The following is an 18,669-nucleotide window of genomic DNA, read 5'->3' as shown; positions in this document are numbered from 1 at the left end:
AACCGTGGCTAGCGCCAAAACGGCTAACTGAATCAGCAGTCTCCTGCGTTCGGGTGAGGGCCGACCGCGCAACATAGCGTGCAGTAGCCTCGACTTGCTCGGTCGACCCTCACCCGAGCATCGCTGAAGGCTCTGCTCGACCTCTCCCAAACTGCGTTTATGAGAGGTGACAGTACTGATTCTAACGCAAACGCTTACCCGCGGCCTCGCTCCAGCAGCACGAGCATGATCATCGCTAACAGTGATCGCAGTTCGTCGTCTTCGGGCATTTCGCCGAGTTTATCGAGCACAAATTTGCCTTCAAACACTGCGGGTCGTTTGGTTAACCGAAGCAGCGGAGTACCGTCGGGGCGTTTGATAATGTAGCTCGGGTTCAGCAAGTAAGCGGCGACTAGCCCGATGATCGGAATCTCGCCCAACAGACTTTCGAGCACCTTCTTCATTGGACTCTCTTCGCTGATCGTCATGTCAACGGCACCATTTTGCATGATCTCGTAATGGGCTGACCATAACGATTTCATACCCTTTCGACGGACCGCGCCCCAATCGTTGCCTTGCGCATCGGTGAAGTGATAGTTGGCCGAAAAGTCGATCACGCGATCGGATGCGATATTGAAAATCAGATTCGATTGGCTGGCATCGCTGTAAATGTTCACCTTCTCTTTTAGCTTGAACATTTTTTGTTTGATGAACATCAACACATTCCCACTCGCGTCGGTGACCGTCACACGCTGGCCAAACGTCATCAGTTTGAAAGTCAATTCGATGGGGTACTGCATGGTGATCTCGATTTGAATAGATTCGCAAACATCGGAAAGTGCACAAAAAAAGCCGCGTCACTTTAAAAGCGACGCGGCTTAGTTTAGCTGATTTCGCTGCAAGTGTTGCAGCGCGACAAATTAGCTCTTTTGTGCAGGTTGGTTCTGCTGAGTCAGACCTGGACGAACTCGCTTGTTGATGTCGGTTTCCAAAACGCCGAATACCGACTCGTGACGAGCGACCGACATTTGCAATGCGGCCAACAGACGCTTCGCCGTGAAAAAGTTCACGATGATGCGTTGCTTGACTTGAATGGGGTCCTTAGGAACGCCGATTGGTTGTGGGTTCAAACCGAAGTCGATGATCAATTCTTCAGGCGATCCAGTCACGCGGCAAAAGTTTGCATAGCAAGCCATTGCGTTCTCGTCACTCACTTGGACCTGAACAGGTTGTTGTTGCTGAGTTTGTGCCTTTTCTGCAGGCGCTGCAGCACCGGTTGCTGCTTCTGGTGCGTCGGCCGCAGGGCTCTTGGTATCGTCTGCCATCAGTAATTTCACTCCGAAAGGTAAAGAAGAAATATCATTCTGTTCTCGCATCACGAACAAGCGAAAACGGTGTGGGCGTAAAAGTCGTCTCGGGTTTGCCGCCCGAATCGCACTAAGTCCCAGTCAGCTTCCTTTTTGAAAAGCCTGCGCAAACCATGATGAAACATCCTGGCAATTCGCATGCTAACAGTAAGGGGGGCTGCTGCAACGTGAGACGACCTTGTTCGATTAAATAATTCTTAATGTCTACTTTTGTGTGTTAAACCACGCGAAATGCGTAGTTTGGTGAGTTGTTTAAAACTCGAAATTGAAGGTCTTCGCAATCACTCGCCACAGCCGTGAACCCAGCGACATCGGGTCGACGTGCACTTTGGCACTGCCTCGGTAACCGGGTCGCAACGTCAAGTTTTTGGGGTCCAGCGGTACGCGTGCTTGGTAGGAAACACTTCGTGGTTTGATCATTCCCGTGGATGGGTCAATTTCAGTTTGTAAGTCGCCTCCGGTCTGGCTAGCCATCGATGACGAGGTTGCTTTGAGTGGGTCATTTGATTTTTCGGAGATCGTTCCGCTGAACGTTTCCATTCGGTTGGAATCGAGTTTCATGTCCACCGGTTGGCCTTCGCGTACCAATTGGTCGTCACCTTGATCGATCACCAACACGGCCTCGAACGCGTCACGACCACCTATCTCGCAAATCAAGTCATCTGCCGTCAACATCGCGCCTCGATTTCGTTCATCCAACGGCGATCCGGTCCAACCGGGTAGTCGTCCGTCGCCGGAATCTTTCTGGTCGCGTTCGGGTGGCGGCAAGACAAATCCGTCGCGATTTGCACGAATCACCAATCGCTCTAGTTCTTCTTCGGTTTTTGCACGCACCGAGGCCAGCGAATGGAGCAATTCGACTTGAGTTTCAATCGAAGCTTTTAGCGATTGGTCATAACTGCTGCGCATCGACAGATTGCGAAGCTTGACGGTTTCGACAGTCTCTTCGCCTCGGTAATCCGCCAAACGAATTTGCAGATCGGGGTTCTCTAAGATCGCAATCTTGTCCCCGACGCGAACCTCGGTTCCAGGCTGGACGGTCCAGGCGATGCGTCCTGGGGTCCCGGCGTAAACCGCTCCCGCTTGGCTGGGACGAATCTCGAGGGCGCAATCCACATGATGAGGAAGCTCAATTTTAACAACGGCAGCGATAACCAGCCCGGCGATCGCCAGCGTCGCCAACAGACGGCCACGTTTCACTTTTGATAATCTCCCAGGCGTACGACAAAACTTCCACGTTTGGATCACCGGCTGTGCCACTAGGCCGAAAAAACCGACCACGGCAACCATCCGTCCAATCGCTTGAAGTCCATACGGTTCGAGCACTTTGATCACGAACCAACAAATCGAAAACACCACGACCCAGCGATAAATCACGCTGGCGATCGTGAACAATCCGAACATCAACTTGCCTCGCGTGGGCATGAACGGGTCGTCTTGTAATTCCAAGCCGAGACACGTTTCTTGGAACCAACGCTTCAGCACCTCGGTGCTCTTTTGGCGAAGGTTCGGTATCTCTAAAAAGTCCATCAGGATGTAGTAACCGTCGAATCGCAACAGCGGATTACCATTAACCAGCACCGTGCTGACGACGTTCAAAAACATCATGTTCAAACACAAATCATTAATCGTGGTGCCTTGTTCACTAAACCACCACACAAACGCGGCAATCGATGCCAAGATCATCTCGACATAGATCCCGCCAGCACCAATCCAAACGCGTTTCCATTTGTTCGGCAGCATCCACGAGTCGGAAACGTTGCAGTACAAACAGGGCGTAAACACCAGCAGCATGAAGCCGATTTCGTGGCATTCCCCCCCGAATTTCTTACAACTCAATCCGTGACCAAATTCATGCAGCACCTTCACAATCGCCATTGTGACGGCAAGGATCAACCAGCGATCGGCAGCAAAAAACTGCTGGAACGTCGGTAATTTCGCATACACGGTCTCGTATTGGCTGGCCAACAGCAGGCCCGCTGCGATACACAAGCCAACAAAAAAGATCAACGCAGGGACGGTAAAGATCCAGCCAAACCAAGGCAAAATCCCATTGAGAATTTTCTCGGGGTCGAAGCCGCGGAATCGCAACGCAAAGACGTTGGTCATCTTGCCCATGGCTTCTTTGTTCTTCTTTTTGCGACCACGCTCGCGCAGTGCTTTACCTTGCCCCGGAGAGTTGCTGATCACCAGTCCGCTGCGATGCAACATCCCGATGAACTGCTGCAGGTCACCAAAGGTGATCTTTTGCGGGGCAAAACGCTGTTCGAATCCATCCTTGATCTGCTGCAGGCTGACGTGCCCGTCGAGCATGTTCAGAATGTAATACTCTTCGTCATGAAAACGAAAGTACTGCAGGCCGACCGGTTCCTTGACGACCCAATAGCCCGTGCCTTGATAGCGATGTCGACTCGCCGTCAAGTCAGGTCGTTTGCGCACCGTTAGCGCTCTTGAGGAGCTGCTTACGAGTGATTCAGCAAGTGTGGCCATGGAGTGGAAAAGTGAAGAGTGGAAAGTGGGATAGGCTTCCAGCCTGTCATGTCAGAAACGTTGACGTCTGCACCGGCGATTCTCGACGCGTAGGCTGGATGCCCATTCCGCGACAGCGAATCCGATTCATTTGCGATTGGGTTACTTCAGCACGATGATCTCGGCTCGCATCCCGGGCTTGACCATCCACTGCCCGCCCAATTGTTTGTTCTCGATGTTGACCGCGACGCGGTAATGATTGTTCAAGTCGATTTCACTACCGACAAAGTCAATTTGGCCGTCAAAGGCGACAGGGTTTTCGTTGTTGGCTTCGCGATACACCAGCACTTGAACCGGTGTCCCCTTGACCACTTGGCCGGGATAACGCAACGCATCGATGTCGCCTTCGACTTTTAATTGGTCCAATTGAATCAGCGTCGCGATCGGGCTGCCAGGTTGAACCCATTCGCCAAGTTGAGCGATTCGCGATTCGATGTAGCCCGCGAAAGGTGCGGTGATTCGCCGTTTCTTGACTTCGTATTCCGCCATCTGGCGTTCGCTTTCCTTGGCTTTGAATTGAACCTTGGCGATCTGCATCTGCATTTCCGCCAAGTCAATTTTTAGCTCCGCCCGGGTGGCTTCAAAACGTTTCTTTTCGAGTTCCCAGAACGGGATCGCGCCTTCGCGACGGAGTTCTTTGAACGCCTCTAATTCAGCAACCGCGAGGTCCTTTGCGTTTTTCGAGTCTTTCAAATTGACATCGTTGGTCGCGTTAAGCAGGGCTTCTCTTTCTTCGGCCTTCTTCAGTTCCAAAGCGAATTTTGCTTGCGTGTCGTCGATCACTGCCATGATTTCGCCCGCAGCGACCGTCGAGCCTTCATCAAACTTCAGTTCCATCAACTTGCCTTCGACTTCGGCAGGCACATTGACATTGTTGATGAACTTAACCATGCAGTTTTCGGCACGAATTTCGTTTGCCGAAGGGTTGCTCGTGGTCTGAGCCAACGCTGGAGTCGCAAACGCCAGCGCGAGTGCGGCAATCATTGTTTTATTCACAGATTCAAACTCGATTTGATTGGGGGCATCGTGATGGGGTGGCTAGGGTTACACCACCCCAAGGCTCGAACTAGAAGAAAAATTTACAGCACCACTCGTAGATTTCGTGGAAGAACACAAATCCACTCGATCGTCGTCCACAGTAAACCTTGGCAATTACCTTGGCTCCCGGACGCGGATGCAGCTCTTGTAGCGGAGCTTGATCGGGGTAGGCCGACATCTTGATTACGGCACCATGTTCTTCGTTCGGCTCAGCCCGAGCCGAGATGTCGGCGACCTTTAGCGACGCGTCTAACTTCTTGTCAGGGTCTGTCGCCAAAATGTAGGTCACATCCAGTTCTTCGGACTTATTTTCCTTGATGTAGTGATCCATGTGGCCTTCGCGTTTTTCCGGAAGCTCTAACTTCAGGAACAACGGTTGACGGAGATCGGCGACCTCCAACAATACCTGTCCGGTGGAAATTGGCCGGCTTCGCAACATCTTTTCGACGTCCCATGAAGTCACAATCCCATCAATCGGCGAACGAATTACGAGTTGCTCAGCGCGATCCACCAGCAACTTTTTCTTTTCAATCAAGACGCGACGTTTCGTATCGAGCTCGTTGACTTCGCCTTCGAGGGCACGTCGTTCGGCCGGTTCGAGCGACTTTCGTTGAGTTAGCTGTCCTTGGTTTCGTGCTTTCTCAGCCAATGCGGTTTGAATTTGGCCTTCGATGTCCGTTAACTGGATTTCGAGATCACGATTCCGCAACCGAACCAGCTCTTGGCCGACGGTGACCGGCGAATTGTGGTCAACCAATACCGCGATCACTTCGCCATCGATCGGAGCAAAAATTTCGCGTCGAACTTCCGGCGTCAGTGTGCCTTCGGCTTCGAGCGTGAAATCTTTGGGAATGAAAACTAAGGCCAGGATGGCGGCGATAATGAGAGCCACAACGCCTATCGTTTTCGGCAACGTTCGCGCTCGCAATACCCATGTGGCACGGCCCAATGCCCGCCATACCGGCATCAGGAACAAATTACTATGCGACATCGAGTTAGCGATCGCACGCGTTCCGTGCTCGTACACCAAATCGCAACGGGCGTGAAAGATTTCGGCCGGAATGTTGCTCTCGATTTGCTCGATGATCAACGCACCGATCACTTCGCCACGATGAGCATTGTCGCGATCGATCTCGCCGGCGGCACCGGTGTCTTCTTCGGCGCCGAGTTTTCGTTGAGGTTCGCGAAGTGGCAGAACCGCGATGCTACGACCATAAGATTGGTCGACGTAGTCTTCGAGAGCCTCTTCGATTTGAGGCGGTAAATCTTCGGTCGATCCATCATGCCACAGCGGCTCACCAGCAGCGACGACTCGCGTGGCTAACTGGTTGAGCGATGTGACAATATTGGATCGGTTTTCGATCGTGTCCTGGCCACTGATTGCTTTGACCGTGCACTTGCGACCTTTTTTGATCGCCACGCTGACTCGGTCACATCCGATCAACCGACGTCCTTCGTTGGCAACGATGTGAGCGGTTTCCATCAGGTCGAGCGATTCGTGCGACGCTCGGGCGAATGCGTCTGCTTCTTGCCAAAGTGATTGACGATCGCCAAGTTTCTGTAGTTTTTGACCTCGCAACCAATCGGCCGCGAGTTCGCACATCTGTTGAACAAACCGCAGATAACCACGCTGGGTGTCCGGTGCGGTGTCGGGCCGCTGAAAGATTTCGATCAAACCGTCTTGTTGCTCATCGTGCTTCAGAGCACCGAGCACAAGCAGGTAGCGAGTCGGGTTGCCTTCGGCTTCGCCATCGGCGGTTCCCGAATACGGCGGCACAATCAGCGATTGACCGGTATTGGCCACACGCTGGATCAGCCGAGTGTGGCGGGTCGCGTCTTCGCTGTCAGCCGAAAGTACGCTCGGTTCAGCATTGATTTGGTACTGCAGCTTTAGTTGGCGATCTTCGTCCAACAACCAGATGGCACCGCCGGCGGCAGCCAGAGCAGTAATGATGCGGGAAAGCAGTTCAGGATAAAACTCGCCGGCCGTCGCTCCGGATTTCGAGAGCGCAGCAATCTCGTTGACCAGCGATCGGATCTGAGCTTTGGTTTCCTCAACGGTTTGTTGATTGACCGACATGGCGTATTTCGGAGCTCACGAGGGAGAGAATTGGGTTAAGCGTCTGTCGACAGTAATGAATCAATCGTTTCACCGCCATGTTGACCTGGACGGTTACGCAAGAAACACAGCTCGCGGCACCGACCTTATCGATTGATGCGAATAAGCTGCATTTGCCCATTCTGCGCCGTTGCTTTATTCCCTCAGGGTGTGGCGAAAATGGGACATCTTGGTAGGCCAGCGAAGTAATTTCGCCGACATGTCTAGACAGCTTATACAATTTGTATAAACTCGTCTAGACTGTTCGGGGGGATTTGCGTTAAGTTTCTCGACGGTGGCTGTTTGTTCACGTTTCTTTCTCATTTCGATTTTTATGCTCAATCCCGATTCCACCGAGCCACTGCCGCATCGACACGAGGCCGCCGATTCGGGGCCGCTGTCGAGCGAGGATGTGGGGGATGCGATCGAGGATTTGCAACGTGAGATCAATCGGCTGCAGCGTTCGATTCGGCAAGCGATCCAGGCTCAATTGAGTCGGTTTGCTGATCGAAACTTTGGATCGCTGCAGCAGAATCAGCAGATGGTGCAGACGATTCACACGCTGCTGGACAGTCACGGATTGCGGGTCCAGTGCAGTGAATGTGGGCATCCGGCGATCTTGCGAGTTTCGGCCCGGCCCGGGATCGAGCATGGTGCGTTTGTGTTTGACCATACGATTGATCGTCGCCGCACGTTTCACGGCGGCCGAGCGGTCATGCCGCAAATTCGCCTCGTTTCAAAACCAGCGCGAAAAAAAGCGGCCAGCTAAACTGCGTTCTTACTTCACTCGCTAACACCACGAGCCCCACCCAGAGCCGGCTCCCGCCGCCTCTGACCTCCCCAGAGGGGAGGTGAATAAGATTTCACCCTCCCTTCGGGAGGGTCGGCCGCACGAAGCGGCCGGGGAGGGTTGGTGAATTCTTGCTGGCACGATCCACTTCTAACACTGCGAGCCCCACCCAGAGCCGGCTCCCGCCGACTCTGACCTCCCCAGAGGGGAGGTGAAGAAGGGGACTGGTGTTGGCGCCGCAGCGGGCTCGTCTTCATTTCCGAAATTTTGGTATGATCCCGGGCATGAGTACGGAAGAAAAAAACACAGCGGAACTTTCACTGATGCAGGCCACTGAGATGTTGCGGGGGGCGATCGGTCAGATCAAGTTCGCTCGTAATTACACGTTGGAATTGCTGGCAAATACTCCGCAAGAGCTCTGGTTCAAAATCCCCGCGGGGATGCCGACCAACGTGGCTTGGCAAGTCGGTCATCTTGCGGTCAGCCAATATGGTTTGTTGATGTTTCGCATTCGTGGGCGAGGCCCCGATGATCTGGAGTTGATTCCAGGGAAATTTCGCAAGGCGTATGGCCGCAGCAGCGTGCCGAGTGACGACCCATCGTCGCAGCCGACGGCTGACGATTTGTTAGCTCGGTTGGCCCAAGTGCACGAGCAGTCGATGCAGGTGCTCGATGCGGTAACGCCTGAGGTGTTGCTTGAGCCTGTCGATATGCCCTACGCCGCGTATCCCAACAAACTTGGTGGCGTCCTGTTCTGTCCGATCCACGAGGGTATCCACGCAGGTCAGCTTGGCGTTTTGCGGCGAATGCACGGGCTCGAGCCGGTGCGGTAAGTGGCAGCTAACCGTTCAAGCGATCGTCGTCGATCGCTCCGCCGATCAAACGCTTTTTGTAAACCGTTAAAGCATGGCGTTTGAATTGAATCGAAATCTATTTAACGACGAAGTATAAAAATCAACATGGACGATTCATCTGCTGCGACATCGGGAACGCGTCGCCGACTGATTCTGATGCGTCATGCAAAAAGTGACTGGGCTGACGAAGGGCTGTCGGATCACGATCGTCCCCTTAACAAACGCGGCAAGCGTGATGCACCGCAGATGGCCGAGTGGCTTCGCGAGATCGATTGCCTGCCTGATGTCGTGCTCAGTTCATCGGCGGTACGAACGCGAGAAACGGCCGAACTGATGCAGGACTCGTTTCGCTCGGACGTGGTCGTTAGTTATATCGAATCGTTGTACCTCGCGACGCCTGAAACAATTTGCAGTGTGATCAGTTCGGACAGCTGTGATGCGTCGACCGTGATGGTGCTCGCTCACAACCCAGGGATGGCGTATCTCGTTTCTCAGTTGGCGGGACAAATGGTTGACATGCCGACTGCAGCGATCGCTATTTTCGACGTATCCATCGCTGATTGGAGCAAGTTTCGGCTTAGTAGCCCGGTGAAGCTGGAACATTTCATGCGACCGAAGGCTTTGTAGAACATGCTCACACCAAATCGATGGTGGTTCATTCTGCTGGCTGTTCTGATTGGTCATTTCGGCATCCATCTGGCGATCTACAATCGCATTAACGGCTTTGGAATGCCACGCCGCACCATCAAGCGAATTGTCAAAGTCTTTTTCGTCTCGGCGATCACGCTACCTTTCATTGTCGGTTACCTCTATTTTGACGCGCTGCGGCAACTGATGATCGACCCGCATGCGAGCGTCTACTTTCCACTTGTTTTGAACGCTTACGGCGTGCTTTGTTTGGCAAGTTGGTTTGTGTTGGGCGTGCCTTGGCTGCTGTGGCGACCGGTCCTTGGGGTCGAGTGGGTGCATGCTGAACGCAAAGTCGAAGTGGTCGATGTCCAGCGAGCGGTCAACCGATCGTTAGCGCTAACATCGAAATGCAAATTCGAATCCAAGTTACCACTGAATCAAATCTTTGATTTGGCGATCGAACAGATCACGCTGCCGGTGGCGGGATTACCGGCCAAGTTGGATGGATACCGGATCGCGCATTTGAGCGACATTCACTTGACCGGCGATGTGCATCCCGACTACGCCAAATACGTCGTCACGCGAGCGAACGGTTGGCGGCCTGACATGATGGTGATCACGGGCGACATCATTGACCGGCAACCGTGCGTTGATTGGTTGCCCGAGATTTTTGCCGCAGCCGATGCAACGGACGGCTGCTACTACGTGCTGGGCAATCACGACACCCGTATCGAAGATTCGCGGCAAACGCGTCAGGCAATGGATTTAGCGGGTTGGACCGATCTAGGATCCGATTCGGTGCTTTGCAATTTGCGAGGCCAGTCGGTTCGGATCATCGGCAACGAGTACCCTTGGTTTGATCGTCCCGAGCTGGATCCCAACAGCGACGACGAGTTTCGGATTTTGGTCAGCCACAGTCCCGATCAAATTTGGTGGGCACGCCGACACGGCATCCAATTGATGATGGCTGGACACACTCATGGCGGTCAGGGGCGATTGCCGTTGATCGGTCCGATTTTGAGTCCCAGTTTTCACGGCAGCCGATTCGCGTCGGGCGATTTTTACAAACCGCCCACCACGATGCATGTCTCACGCGGCCTCGGCGGCGTCCACTTGATGCGAATCCACTGCCGCCCCGAATTGTCGCTGATCACGTTATGCTTGCCGTGCCCCGTGCCCTTAAGCAAGTCAGTATGAGTCATTCAACAGAATGATCTGAGCCGTCGAACTAGCGGCCTGTCGATTTAAAACGAAAAGCAAATTGCGATGGTGAGCCGTTTGCCGTAAGGCACCGGGTAGAGCGTGGGACCCGGCCGCTCACGCGTCACGGCTCACTAAATCAACAGCCCGCTACTGCCGTCGGATCACAGAATGATCGACGTTTCATCGGTAGATACCGAACGACCTGCTTCGTCGCTCGACTTTGTGGGGCTAAGCCAGCTATATCGCCACGCAACCCGCGGCGCGATGTTGGACAGAAACTGCGTCGATTGACGGTAATATCGGAAGTCGTTTTCAAGTGCGAGTAATCATCGTGAAAACGTGGGCAATCATTGCGGCAATTACACCGACGGCAGCCGCATATTTTGGAATTTCATGGTAGAGGAACAACCGTTTGTGATTCCCCCAGAACCAGTGGAAATGCATGAACAATCCGATGCCAATGAGGAGCAGTCCGAAAGTAACGGCGTGCGTTCCCGCGATATCAACCCACAGTCCTCGCCCCAGTGGTCGAAAACCCCGGGTCGTGATATTAAGCGTTGTAGCTCGCTGCGTGATGCAACAGGAAACGCCGAAGAACGTTACCACAGCCGACAGGAACGCGCCTACACTCCACATTTGAATGGGGCCACCGTTCGGAGGCTCCGTTAGTCGATCGGCAAGGTCAAACAGTGCTTGGTTGTGTCGCATCGCGGTTCCGAAAGTGCTCGCGTGAGTGTGAGATCCACTATCACGGGCACACCTGGGGTGCATCCTGGGCGCTAAACTGACGAATTCGGATCAGGTTGGCGACATTTTTGCAAACGCTACATTGCAATGCAGAATCCCGCATACTTCGCTTCCATCGGGATTTTTGGTGACCATTCCTCGGGCATCATTTCGATGGTGCGGAGGTGAAGATGGGAAGACGCAATGCGAAAGCGTTCACGAGTCTGAGCCAAACAAAGTGTCAAATAGTTCGCGACACTTCGCTAGTCCTTTGGGCGTCAGTGAGACCGATTTCGCCTTGCCAACAGGATTGCAAATCATGCCCTTCTCGTGGAGTCTGTCGAGCACATCCCAGTCGTGCCCCTTCCAGGCTCGAGCGCCGTACTCGTTCTCGTCGTGAAGCGTCAATGCAAGCAGCGCCAATACCATGTCGTCGATTTTGTCGGTGTCGTATTTCATTTGTGTCCAAGTTTCGTCAAAGACTTTTGTGATTCGCCACGTACAGCGTGACGCTTGTTAGATGGCAGATACAGGCATGATGAAAGGCTGGCAGCCTATCTCACTTTAATTGTTGGATCCCACGCTTTAGTGATTTTTTCTAAGCTCATAGTCTGAAAGCTTTGCTCCAGCGGCTTGGCTCGGGTGCGGGGCCTTGCCGTCGTCGGCGGCGAGCGTATTGGTAACCCGGGATGAAAAAACATCCGCCTCCTACAATCCCAAATATCAAATGAGCCCAGGGTGGATACAGCGCCATCAAGACCGATGCAATTAACAATGCTGCGGTCTGGATGTAAAAAGCACCGGTGAACATGCCCGCTTTGACTAGAAAGACCATTGCGCTGACGACGCCCAACATCGGCGATAGTGCGAGTACGGGTAATTTGAGCCACCACTCCAGCGGAAATAGCAACGCGATCGCCATCATGCTGGCGCCCCACACGTGGGCCACTTGTCGTTCAATAAACGTGACCGGTCCCATCCGTTTTCGCATTCGCCAAAAGACCGCTGCCCAGGCCCCCAAACCGATCGTCCAAACCGCAGGGTAAACCATGCGGTTGGTGATGCCGTGATAATCCAGTTGCCATGTCAACAAACAAGCAACCAACAACACCAGCGAATGCCACATCCATAACAGACCCCAATTTTCCAGGATGGCGGCGTGATGCGTCTCGCGGAATACTCGCGCGACGACTTGCCCGAACCGACCACTTCGGGCAGCGACCGGTTCGTCCGCCAAGTAAGCTTCCAAGTCGCTGGCCAACGCGTCAGCCGACTCGTAGCGCAAATCGATCGGTTTTTGCAGACAGCGAACGACAATCATTTCCAAGTCGCGATCCAAACTTGGGCGCAGTGCTCGCGGCGGACTGGGGTCTTGCTCAATGACCAGCATCACCAATTGCATCGGTGTATCAGCAACAAACGGCGAGCGTCCGGTCAAGGCAAAATAGAGTACACAGCCAAGGCTATACACATCACTCGAGGGTCCGACCATGTCGCGGCGATTGCCTGCTTGTTCAGGCGACATGTAGGCAGGGGTGCCCACCAACATGCCACTGCGAGTCAAGTCGGCTTGGGATCCCGATTGTTTCGCCAATCCAAAGTCGGTGATCATCGGCAATCCATCGCGAGGCAATAGGATATTGCTTGGCTTGATATCGCGATGCAGCACGCCAGCGTCATGAGCGAACTGGATCGCGCGAGCGACAGTGGCGACAATCTGAGCCGCTTCGCGCTGCGGCATCGGACCATTGGCCACTCGGTCGGCCAGCGTGATGCCGTCGATGTACTTCATACTGAAGAAAGGGCGGCCGTCGATGTCAGCGACTTCGTATACCGGCACGATACTGGGGTGATCCAATTTCGCCGTTGCAGACGCCTCGGCCAAAAAACGCTGCATGTCGGTGTCGCTCGCCAACCGTCCCCGCAGAATCATTTTGACAGCGACTTCGCGATCGAGACTAATTTGTCGGGCTCGAAAGACGACCCCCATCCCGCCGCGGCCGATCTCTTGGATCAATTCATAATCACCGATTTCGGTCGGCAACTGCAGACTTCGCCACCGCCCCGATGACCCATTCTCGATTGCAAGTGAGCCGTTTGCATCAGGACGCTGTTCGTTGGCGACGCCTGCGGTATCGGTGACAAGGACGGCGCCCCAGAGTCGCCGCAGTTCGTCGGCGTATTGAGGATGCTGGTGACAAACGGCGTCAAAGTCGACCAGTTCTCCGCGACAAACGCCGTCAGCAAGATCAGCCAAGATCGCGGCGATCTTTTCGTCATCGGCACTGAACTCCTCCGCGTTGGAGTTGGATTCGCTCGGAGGTCGATACGGATTGTCGCTCACGGTGCGTACTCGTCACCCGATTCGCTCTCGAGCAGTTCACGCAACCGCCGAACGGCGCGTAGGTACCGCATGCTTGCCGCGGGAGGATTGACTCCCAGCACTTCGGCGATCTCCAGATTGGACAGGTGCTCGTAATGCCGCATCAAAACAATCTCGCGATCTTGTTCGCCGAGCTGCTCGATCGCCGCTTCGACTTTCGCCGCAATCTCACGCTGGGTGGCGGCGGCAGCGGGCGTCGGTCCAGGATCCCAAAGCTGAGCTGCCAATTCCACGGACGATTGATCTTGCCCGCCTGGCATCACCATCGCTTGTTCGCGATCCATACTGCGTTTCGCGCTGACGCGGTGCCGTCGGTACGTGTCGATGATGCGGTCCCAGGCGATTTGACGAATCCACAAGTGGAACGCCATCGCGGGGTCATCGAGATATTTGTCGAGTCGTCCGCTCGCTTCTACCAACACATCTTGGACGACATCACTGACGTCCACTCGGCGTTGGACTTTGCGATCCAGACGCATTTCCACCAGTCGCCGTACGGAGACGCGGTGCCGTTCGAGTAAACGGTTCACTGCATCAGCGTCACCCTGTTTCGCTGCGATCAGCAGCGTTTCGGTTTTGTCGTCGCTAGGCCAGATCGATTTTGCCATGGAATTTAGTTCGCTCACGTTCGGGATCGTTCTCTACCATCATAGTAGGAAGTAAATGCCCGAATGTCGTTGATCGCTCTGCGATCAGCACGAATGATCGCAGAGCGATCAACGACATTGGATCAGCGACGATGGTTTTGAATGCAAAGTTGGTTTGCGGCGACCTCGATGACGGCTTCGACGTCGGGCGAACCGTAAACGGCAGCCCCAGTGATAACAGTCAAATTTTCACGTAGGGTGGCGATGCCGTCGTGATGCGCATGACCGCAAATGACGGTCGTCTTGCAATCGGGGCGTTGTTGGCAAAACTCCATCAACGTTCGGCCGATTTCGCCGCAAACGAAAAAAGGGGCCCAGTTGTCGTCGGTCGTTTTGCCCTCGTACCAGCACGCTTCGCGGAACGGCGGAACGTGGGTTGCGACGAGCGCGTGAGTCGCATCGCGAGGAACTGCTTCGAGTTTGCCTTGTAGTCGAGCGGCCGATTCGGCCCCAAGTTGTTGTAGCCTTGCTTTCCAGTCGTCGCAGGATATCTCGCGAAAATCATCAATCAGTTCGAAGTCGTTTAACCGGATAAACGAGTCTTCGTAATTGCCGATGGTGGCATCACCCCAACCATCTTCACCGACCAGAAAAACTCCGTCCGCTAAGTGAATTGGACCAAGATCGGTCAGATAGTTCAGTGCATCGAGTTCGCGCGACACGGCGATCACATTTTGCCGGGTCCGAGCGATCGAACTTTGGTAAAAATCGTGATTGCCAAGCACAAAGTACAGAGGGACCGCGATCGTGTCGGCGATGCGGCGGAGCTGCAAGACGACGTCATCCCCTTCGGAGATATCGCCGGTGATCAGAAGGGCATCCGGTTGCGTGGATGCGATGCGATCGGACCATTGGTCCCAATCGCGAGACGAAACGTGATTGAGATGCGGATCGGTTATCCACGCGATACGCATCTCATCTCACTTTCGTTTCTTTCATGGCAGAACGACGGACCATGAGCTCCGTCGTGTTGTCCAAGTTCAATCAAGCGAAGCCAAGGATTAGGCAGTCGCCGCGATACCGGCAGCTTCGGCTAACGCTTCAGCCTTGTCGGTCTTTTCCCAAGTGAACGCGTCGCCTTCACGTCCGAAGTGGCCGCCCGCACTGGTTTGGCGGAAGATCGGTCGACGCAGTTGCAAGTGGTTGATGATTCCCGAAGGAGTCAACGGGAAGTGTTCACGCACCAACGCACACAATTTCGCGTCTTCGACTTTGCCGGTGCCTTCGGTGTCAACGTGAACGCTAACAGGCTCGGTCACACCGATGGCGTAGGCAAGTTGCACTTCGCAGCGATCGGCAAGTCCGGATGCGACGATGTTCTTGGCAACGTAACGAGCCATGTACGCGGCACTACGGTCGACTTTGGTCGAGTCCTTGCCGCTGAACGCGCCACCGCCGTGACGTCCCCAGCCACCGTAGGTGTCGACGATGATCTTACGACCGGTCAAACCACAGTCGCCGTGAGGTCCGCCGACCACGAATTTACCGGTAGGGTTGATGTGGTACTTGATGTCGCCTTTGTCCAGCTCGGCTGGGATCGAAGGCTTGATCACGTTTTCGATGATGAACTTTTTGATTTCATCGTTGGTCACGTCGGGGTTGTGCTGGGCACTCACGACAACGGTGTCGACGCGGACGGGGGTTTGTCCTTCGTATTCGACCGTGACTTGTGCCTTGTTGTCGGGACGCAACCAGTCGACCTCTTTGGCGAATCGAGCTTCGGTGATGCGATTGATGATGCGGTGCGACAATGCGATCGGCATTGGCATCAATTCAGGCGTGTCTTTGCAAGCGTAGCCGAACATCAATCCTTGGTCGCCAGCGCCAACGTCTTTGCCGCTTGAGTCGTCCGAGTTAACACCTTGGGCGATGTCGGGGCTTTGCGTATCGAGCGAGACCATGACGGCACAGGTATTGCCGCAGATGCCCATTTCGTCGTCGGTGTAACCGACTTCGTTGATGACTTCGCGGACCACGTCAGAGTATTGGACTTTGGCCTGGGTAGAGATTTCTCCCGCGACGATCGCGATGCCGGTTGTGACCATGGTTTCACAAGCCACGCGGCTATTTGGGTCTTGCGCCAACAACGCGTCGAGAATTCCATCCGAAATACGATCGGCCAGCTTGTCGGGGTGACCCATGCTGACGGATTCACTTGTAAACAGGTATCGAGCGTCGCTCACGTGTTCTCTCTCCACTAGGTTGATCTTTCCCACCAAACTGGCGAGTCACCAAAGTGTTGGTTTAGGGTTAGAATGAATTGCCACTAAAGTAATTGTCGAAAGCGAGTCTGAAAAGCGCTATTCAGCAGCCGCGAGGGGTATCGCGGCGAAAAACAGCTACCTTTTGCTGCCAAAATCCTTTAACAACCTTATATGAACCGACCCAGCACGCCATCAACGAAAGCACCCCGCCAGTCGAATTTGCACGCGGCGGGGGATCCAATGGAGATGGATTTGCCCGAGCGGCCGCTGCCGGCGCTGTTGTTGTCGCTGTCGTTTCACGTCGTTTTATTGACCGGACTGGGCATTTTTTGGGCGCGAACACCCTCGGGGACCGGTTCGGAGGTCGATCGTCCCGTTGGGATCGCAATGGTCCACCGCATGCCCGACCGCGACCGCTACGTGGATGCCGCCAAAGTGAACGAGGCAGCCGCCAGCGAAAATACGGCAGCCAAGTCGGGTGATGTCGCGTCGGCCGCGGCGCCACCCGCCGATTTAAGTCCACCAATCGACTTGGCAGGTATTCTGAGCGAAATCAGCGATACTCCGTCCCCAGTTTCCGGCAGCGGAGTGGCCGGCGAAACCACGCTCGATGGCGACGCGTTTGATTCCAAGCGTCCGCCGGGCAGTGAAGGGGATTCCAGCGACACGACGACGATGGTTTTTGGCGTTTCGGGTAGCGGATCGCGGTTTGTCTACGTTTTTGACCGATCCGACAGCATGAATGGCAACGGCGGGATGCCGCTGCGGGCGGCCAAACGCGAATTGATCAAAAGTTTGAACAGTTTGACGGACCGCCAGCGTTTTCAGATCATCTTCTACAACGACCAACCCGAACCCTTCAAAACCGTCGGTATGCCGGTGCAATTGATGACGGGTGAAGACGCGACTTTGGCTCGCGCCCAGCGTTATGTCGACTCGATTACCGCGTTTGGCAGCACCGAGCACGACAGTGCCCTAAAGTTGGCGCTGCGAATGGACCCCGACGTGATCTTTTTTTTGACCGACGCCCGTATCCCGCGATTGTCGACGTCCGAGCTTGCCGAGATCCGTCGCCGTGCCCAGCGTAGTGGGACCACAATTCATGCGATCGAATTTGGTGCCGAACCGGTGTCGCCACCGGACAGTTTTTTGCGTGAACTCGCAGCCCAAAATCTGGGGCAGTATCAGTACGTCGATGTTCGTTCGCTCGGCAGCAGGATGGAACCTTAAAGTTGAATCGAAATCTCTATCTAACCATCGCGGTCCTTTCGTTGGTTCTTCAAACCGGGGCGTGGGCCGACAAGGTCTGGCTTGAACCGACGCGGCCGACCGCAGCCCAAAGTGATTGGTATCCGCAAGCGATCCAGACGCATATGAGCGAGATCATTGCACTGGATGCGAAACAGCTGACGATGCGAATGGCGGGCGACGAAAAAGAATCGCTGTTCGCAGCACATCGCGTGATCTGGATCGAGCCAGCGGACGTCGGCGAAAAGCAAGCGGGTGCGATCAAGTTGTTCGAGCAGAAGAAGTACGACATGGCACTGCGTGGCTTGCTTGATTCACTTAGCGAGCGGCCCCCGGTGTGGCGTCAGCAATGGTTGTCGATGGTTGCGGCGCAGGCGGCTTGGCGAAGTTCACGCGGAGCGATCGCGTTGGAATTGGTGTCCCAGTTGGATCGTCGGCCGTTGCCACCGATCACATTGGCGTGGCTGCCGATTGCATGGCGGAACCAGCGAGGAATTTCCGGCGCCGCGACGACCGATGCGGCCCTCAACCGACTCGATGATCCATCCGCGGCAGTACGACTTGTCGCCGCCAGTTGGTTGTTGTCGACGAACCGACGTGAGGCTGCCACGGGAACGCTAAAGACACTCAGTGCCGACAATGCACGGCCAGTGATCGCTCGTTTAGCCGAAACGGTGTTGTGGCGAACGACGCCGCCGCCCGAGGTTGCTGCGGCAGCCGCGCGATGGCAAGAACGGCTTGATGCGCTGCCGATCGTGCTGCAAGTGGGGCCGACCGTTGCGATTGTCGAGCTATTGAGCAATGCGAATCAAGACGAGGCTGCGGAGCGATTGAAGTTGTCGCTAGAGTTGACTCCGCCGCACCCGCACCCGGATCAGTAGAACAATTGTCTCAATTGTTCACTTCTTGCACGCCGTCGCGGTTGAGAACCAAGAAAAAGTGTGATCTGCCTGAACGATTGTTTTGGGGTCGT

At 54.7% G+C, this 18,669-nt stretch carries 17 protein-coding genes; 6 read left to right on the top strand and 11 right to left on the bottom strand.

Annotated features, from left to right (window positions below; translation table 11 throughout):
* Positions 1 to 194: 194 nt before the first annotated feature.
* From SH528x_RS36370 to SH528x_RS36350, 5 genes are all read right to left on the bottom strand, one after another.
* Positions 195 to 779 (bottom strand): hypothetical protein, encoded by a 585-nt coding sequence (locus SH528x_RS36370; protein ID WP_442508308.1) that lies wholly within the window; start codon positions 777 to 779, stop codon positions 195 to 197.
* A gap of 120 nt (positions 780 to 899) precedes the next feature.
* Positions 900 to 1,304, bottom strand: a complete 405-nt coding sequence (locus SH528x_RS36365; protein WP_442508307.1) for a DUF3467 domain-containing protein — start codon at positions 1,302 to 1,304, stop codon at positions 900 to 902.
* A 294-nt stretch (positions 1,305 to 1,598) separates the two neighbouring features.
* Complete coding sequence (locus SH528x_RS36360) at positions 1,599 to 3,785, bottom strand: hemolysin D (RefSeq protein WP_442508306.1); 2,187 nt, start codon at positions 3,783 to 3,785, stop codon at positions 1,599 to 1,601.
* 192 nt (positions 3,786 to 3,977) lie between these two features.
* Complete coding sequence (locus SH528x_RS36355) at positions 3,978 to 4,871, bottom strand: efflux RND transporter periplasmic adaptor subunit (protein ID WP_442508305.1); 894 nt, start codon at positions 4,869 to 4,871, stop codon at positions 3,978 to 3,980.
* Positions 4,872 to 4,941: 70 nt separating this feature from the next.
* Positions 4,942 to 6,993, bottom strand: coding sequence for an HlyD family efflux transporter periplasmic adaptor subunit (locus SH528x_RS36350; RefSeq protein WP_442508304.1), 2,052 nt, complete (start codon positions 6,991 to 6,993; stop codon positions 4,942 to 4,944).
* Positions 6,994 to 7,345: 352 nt separating this feature from the next.
* Between SH528x_RS36350 and SH528x_RS36345 the strand changes: the two genes are divergently transcribed.
* The 4 genes from SH528x_RS36345 to SH528x_RS36330 all read left to right on the top strand — a co-directional run bounded on the left by SH528x_RS36345 (position 7,346) and on the right by SH528x_RS36330 (position 10,482).
* Positions 7,346 to 7,780 (top strand): hypothetical protein, encoded by a 435-nt coding sequence (locus tag SH528x_RS36345; protein WP_442508303.1) that lies wholly within the window; start codon positions 7,346 to 7,348, stop codon positions 7,778 to 7,780.
* A 305-nt stretch (positions 7,781 to 8,085) separates the two neighbouring features.
* A complete protein-coding gene (locus SH528x_RS36340) occupies positions 8,086 to 8,634 on the top strand; it encodes a DinB family protein (protein ID WP_442508302.1) in 549 nt (182 codons plus the stop codon).
* 126 nt (positions 8,635 to 8,760) lie between these two features.
* On the top strand, positions 8,761 to 9,282 hold the full coding sequence (locus SH528x_RS36335) for a SixA phosphatase family protein (RefSeq protein WP_442508301.1): 522 nt from the start codon (positions 8,761 to 8,763) through the stop codon (positions 9,280 to 9,282).
* A 3-nt stretch (positions 9,283 to 9,285) separates the two neighbouring features.
* A complete protein-coding gene (locus tag SH528x_RS36330) occupies positions 9,286 to 10,482 on the top strand; it encodes a metallophosphoesterase (RefSeq protein ID WP_442508300.1) in 1,197 nt (398 codons plus the stop codon).
* Between the two features lie 318 nt (positions 10,483 to 10,800).
* Here SH528x_RS36330 and SH528x_RS36325 read toward each other — a convergent pair whose 3' ends face one another.
* The 6 genes from SH528x_RS36325 to metK all read right to left on the bottom strand — a co-directional run bounded on the left by SH528x_RS36325 (position 10,801) and on the right by metK (position 16,427).
* Positions 10,801 to 11,196, bottom strand: coding sequence for a hypothetical protein (locus SH528x_RS36325; protein WP_442508299.1), 396 nt, complete (start codon positions 11,194 to 11,196; stop codon positions 10,801 to 10,803).
* Positions 11,197 to 11,430: 234 nt separating this feature from the next.
* Entirely contained in the window at positions 11,431 to 11,673 is a 243-nt protein-coding gene (locus SH528x_RS36320; RefSeq protein WP_442508298.1) for a DUF6429 family protein, read from the bottom strand.
* Between the two features lie 145 nt (positions 11,674 to 11,818).
* The gene (locus SH528x_RS36315) at positions 11,819 to 13,483 is read right to left on the bottom strand and encodes a serine/threonine-protein kinase (protein WP_442512241.1); all 1,665 of its coding nucleotides are present in this window, start codon (positions 13,481 to 13,483) and stop codon (positions 11,819 to 11,821) included.
* A 71-nt stretch (positions 13,484 to 13,554) separates the two neighbouring features.
* Complete coding sequence (locus SH528x_RS36310; protein ID WP_442508297.1) at positions 13,555 to 14,205, bottom strand: sigma-70 family RNA polymerase sigma factor; 651 nt, start codon at positions 14,203 to 14,205, stop codon at positions 13,555 to 13,557.
* Positions 14,206 to 14,327: 122 nt separating this feature from the next.
* Positions 14,328 to 15,158 carry a metallophosphoesterase family protein gene (locus SH528x_RS36305; protein WP_442508296.1) on the bottom strand — a complete coding sequence of 277 codons (831 nt, stop codon included), beginning with the start codon at positions 15,156 to 15,158 and terminating at the stop codon, positions 14,328 to 14,330.
* 87 nt (positions 15,159 to 15,245) lie between these two features.
* Positions 15,246 to 16,427, bottom strand: coding sequence for a methionine adenosyltransferase (gene metK, locus SH528x_RS36300; RefSeq protein ID WP_442508295.1), 1,182 nt, complete (start codon positions 16,425 to 16,427; stop codon positions 15,246 to 15,248).
* A 192-nt stretch (positions 16,428 to 16,619) separates the two neighbouring features.
* Here metK and SH528x_RS36295 point away from each other — a divergent pair, with 192 nt between their 5' ends.
* Positions 16,620 to 17,678, top strand: a complete 1,059-nt coding sequence (locus tag SH528x_RS36295; RefSeq protein WP_442508294.1) for a vWA domain-containing protein — start codon at positions 16,620 to 16,622, stop codon at positions 17,676 to 17,678.
* A 2-nt stretch (positions 17,679 to 17,680) separates the two neighbouring features.
* On the top strand, positions 17,681 to 18,577 hold the full coding sequence (locus tag SH528x_RS36290; RefSeq protein WP_442508293.1) for a hypothetical protein: 897 nt from the start codon (positions 17,681 to 17,683) through the stop codon (positions 18,575 to 18,577).
* Positions 18,578 to 18,669: the final 92 nt, after the last annotated feature.

The sequence above is a fragment of the Novipirellula methanifontis genome (assembly GCF_052161655.1).
In the GTDB taxonomy this organism is placed as follows: Bacteria; Planctomycetota; Planctomycetia; order Pirellulales; family Pirellulaceae; genus Novipirellula.
This window is presented reverse-complemented; position numbering and strand designations above follow the sequence as displayed.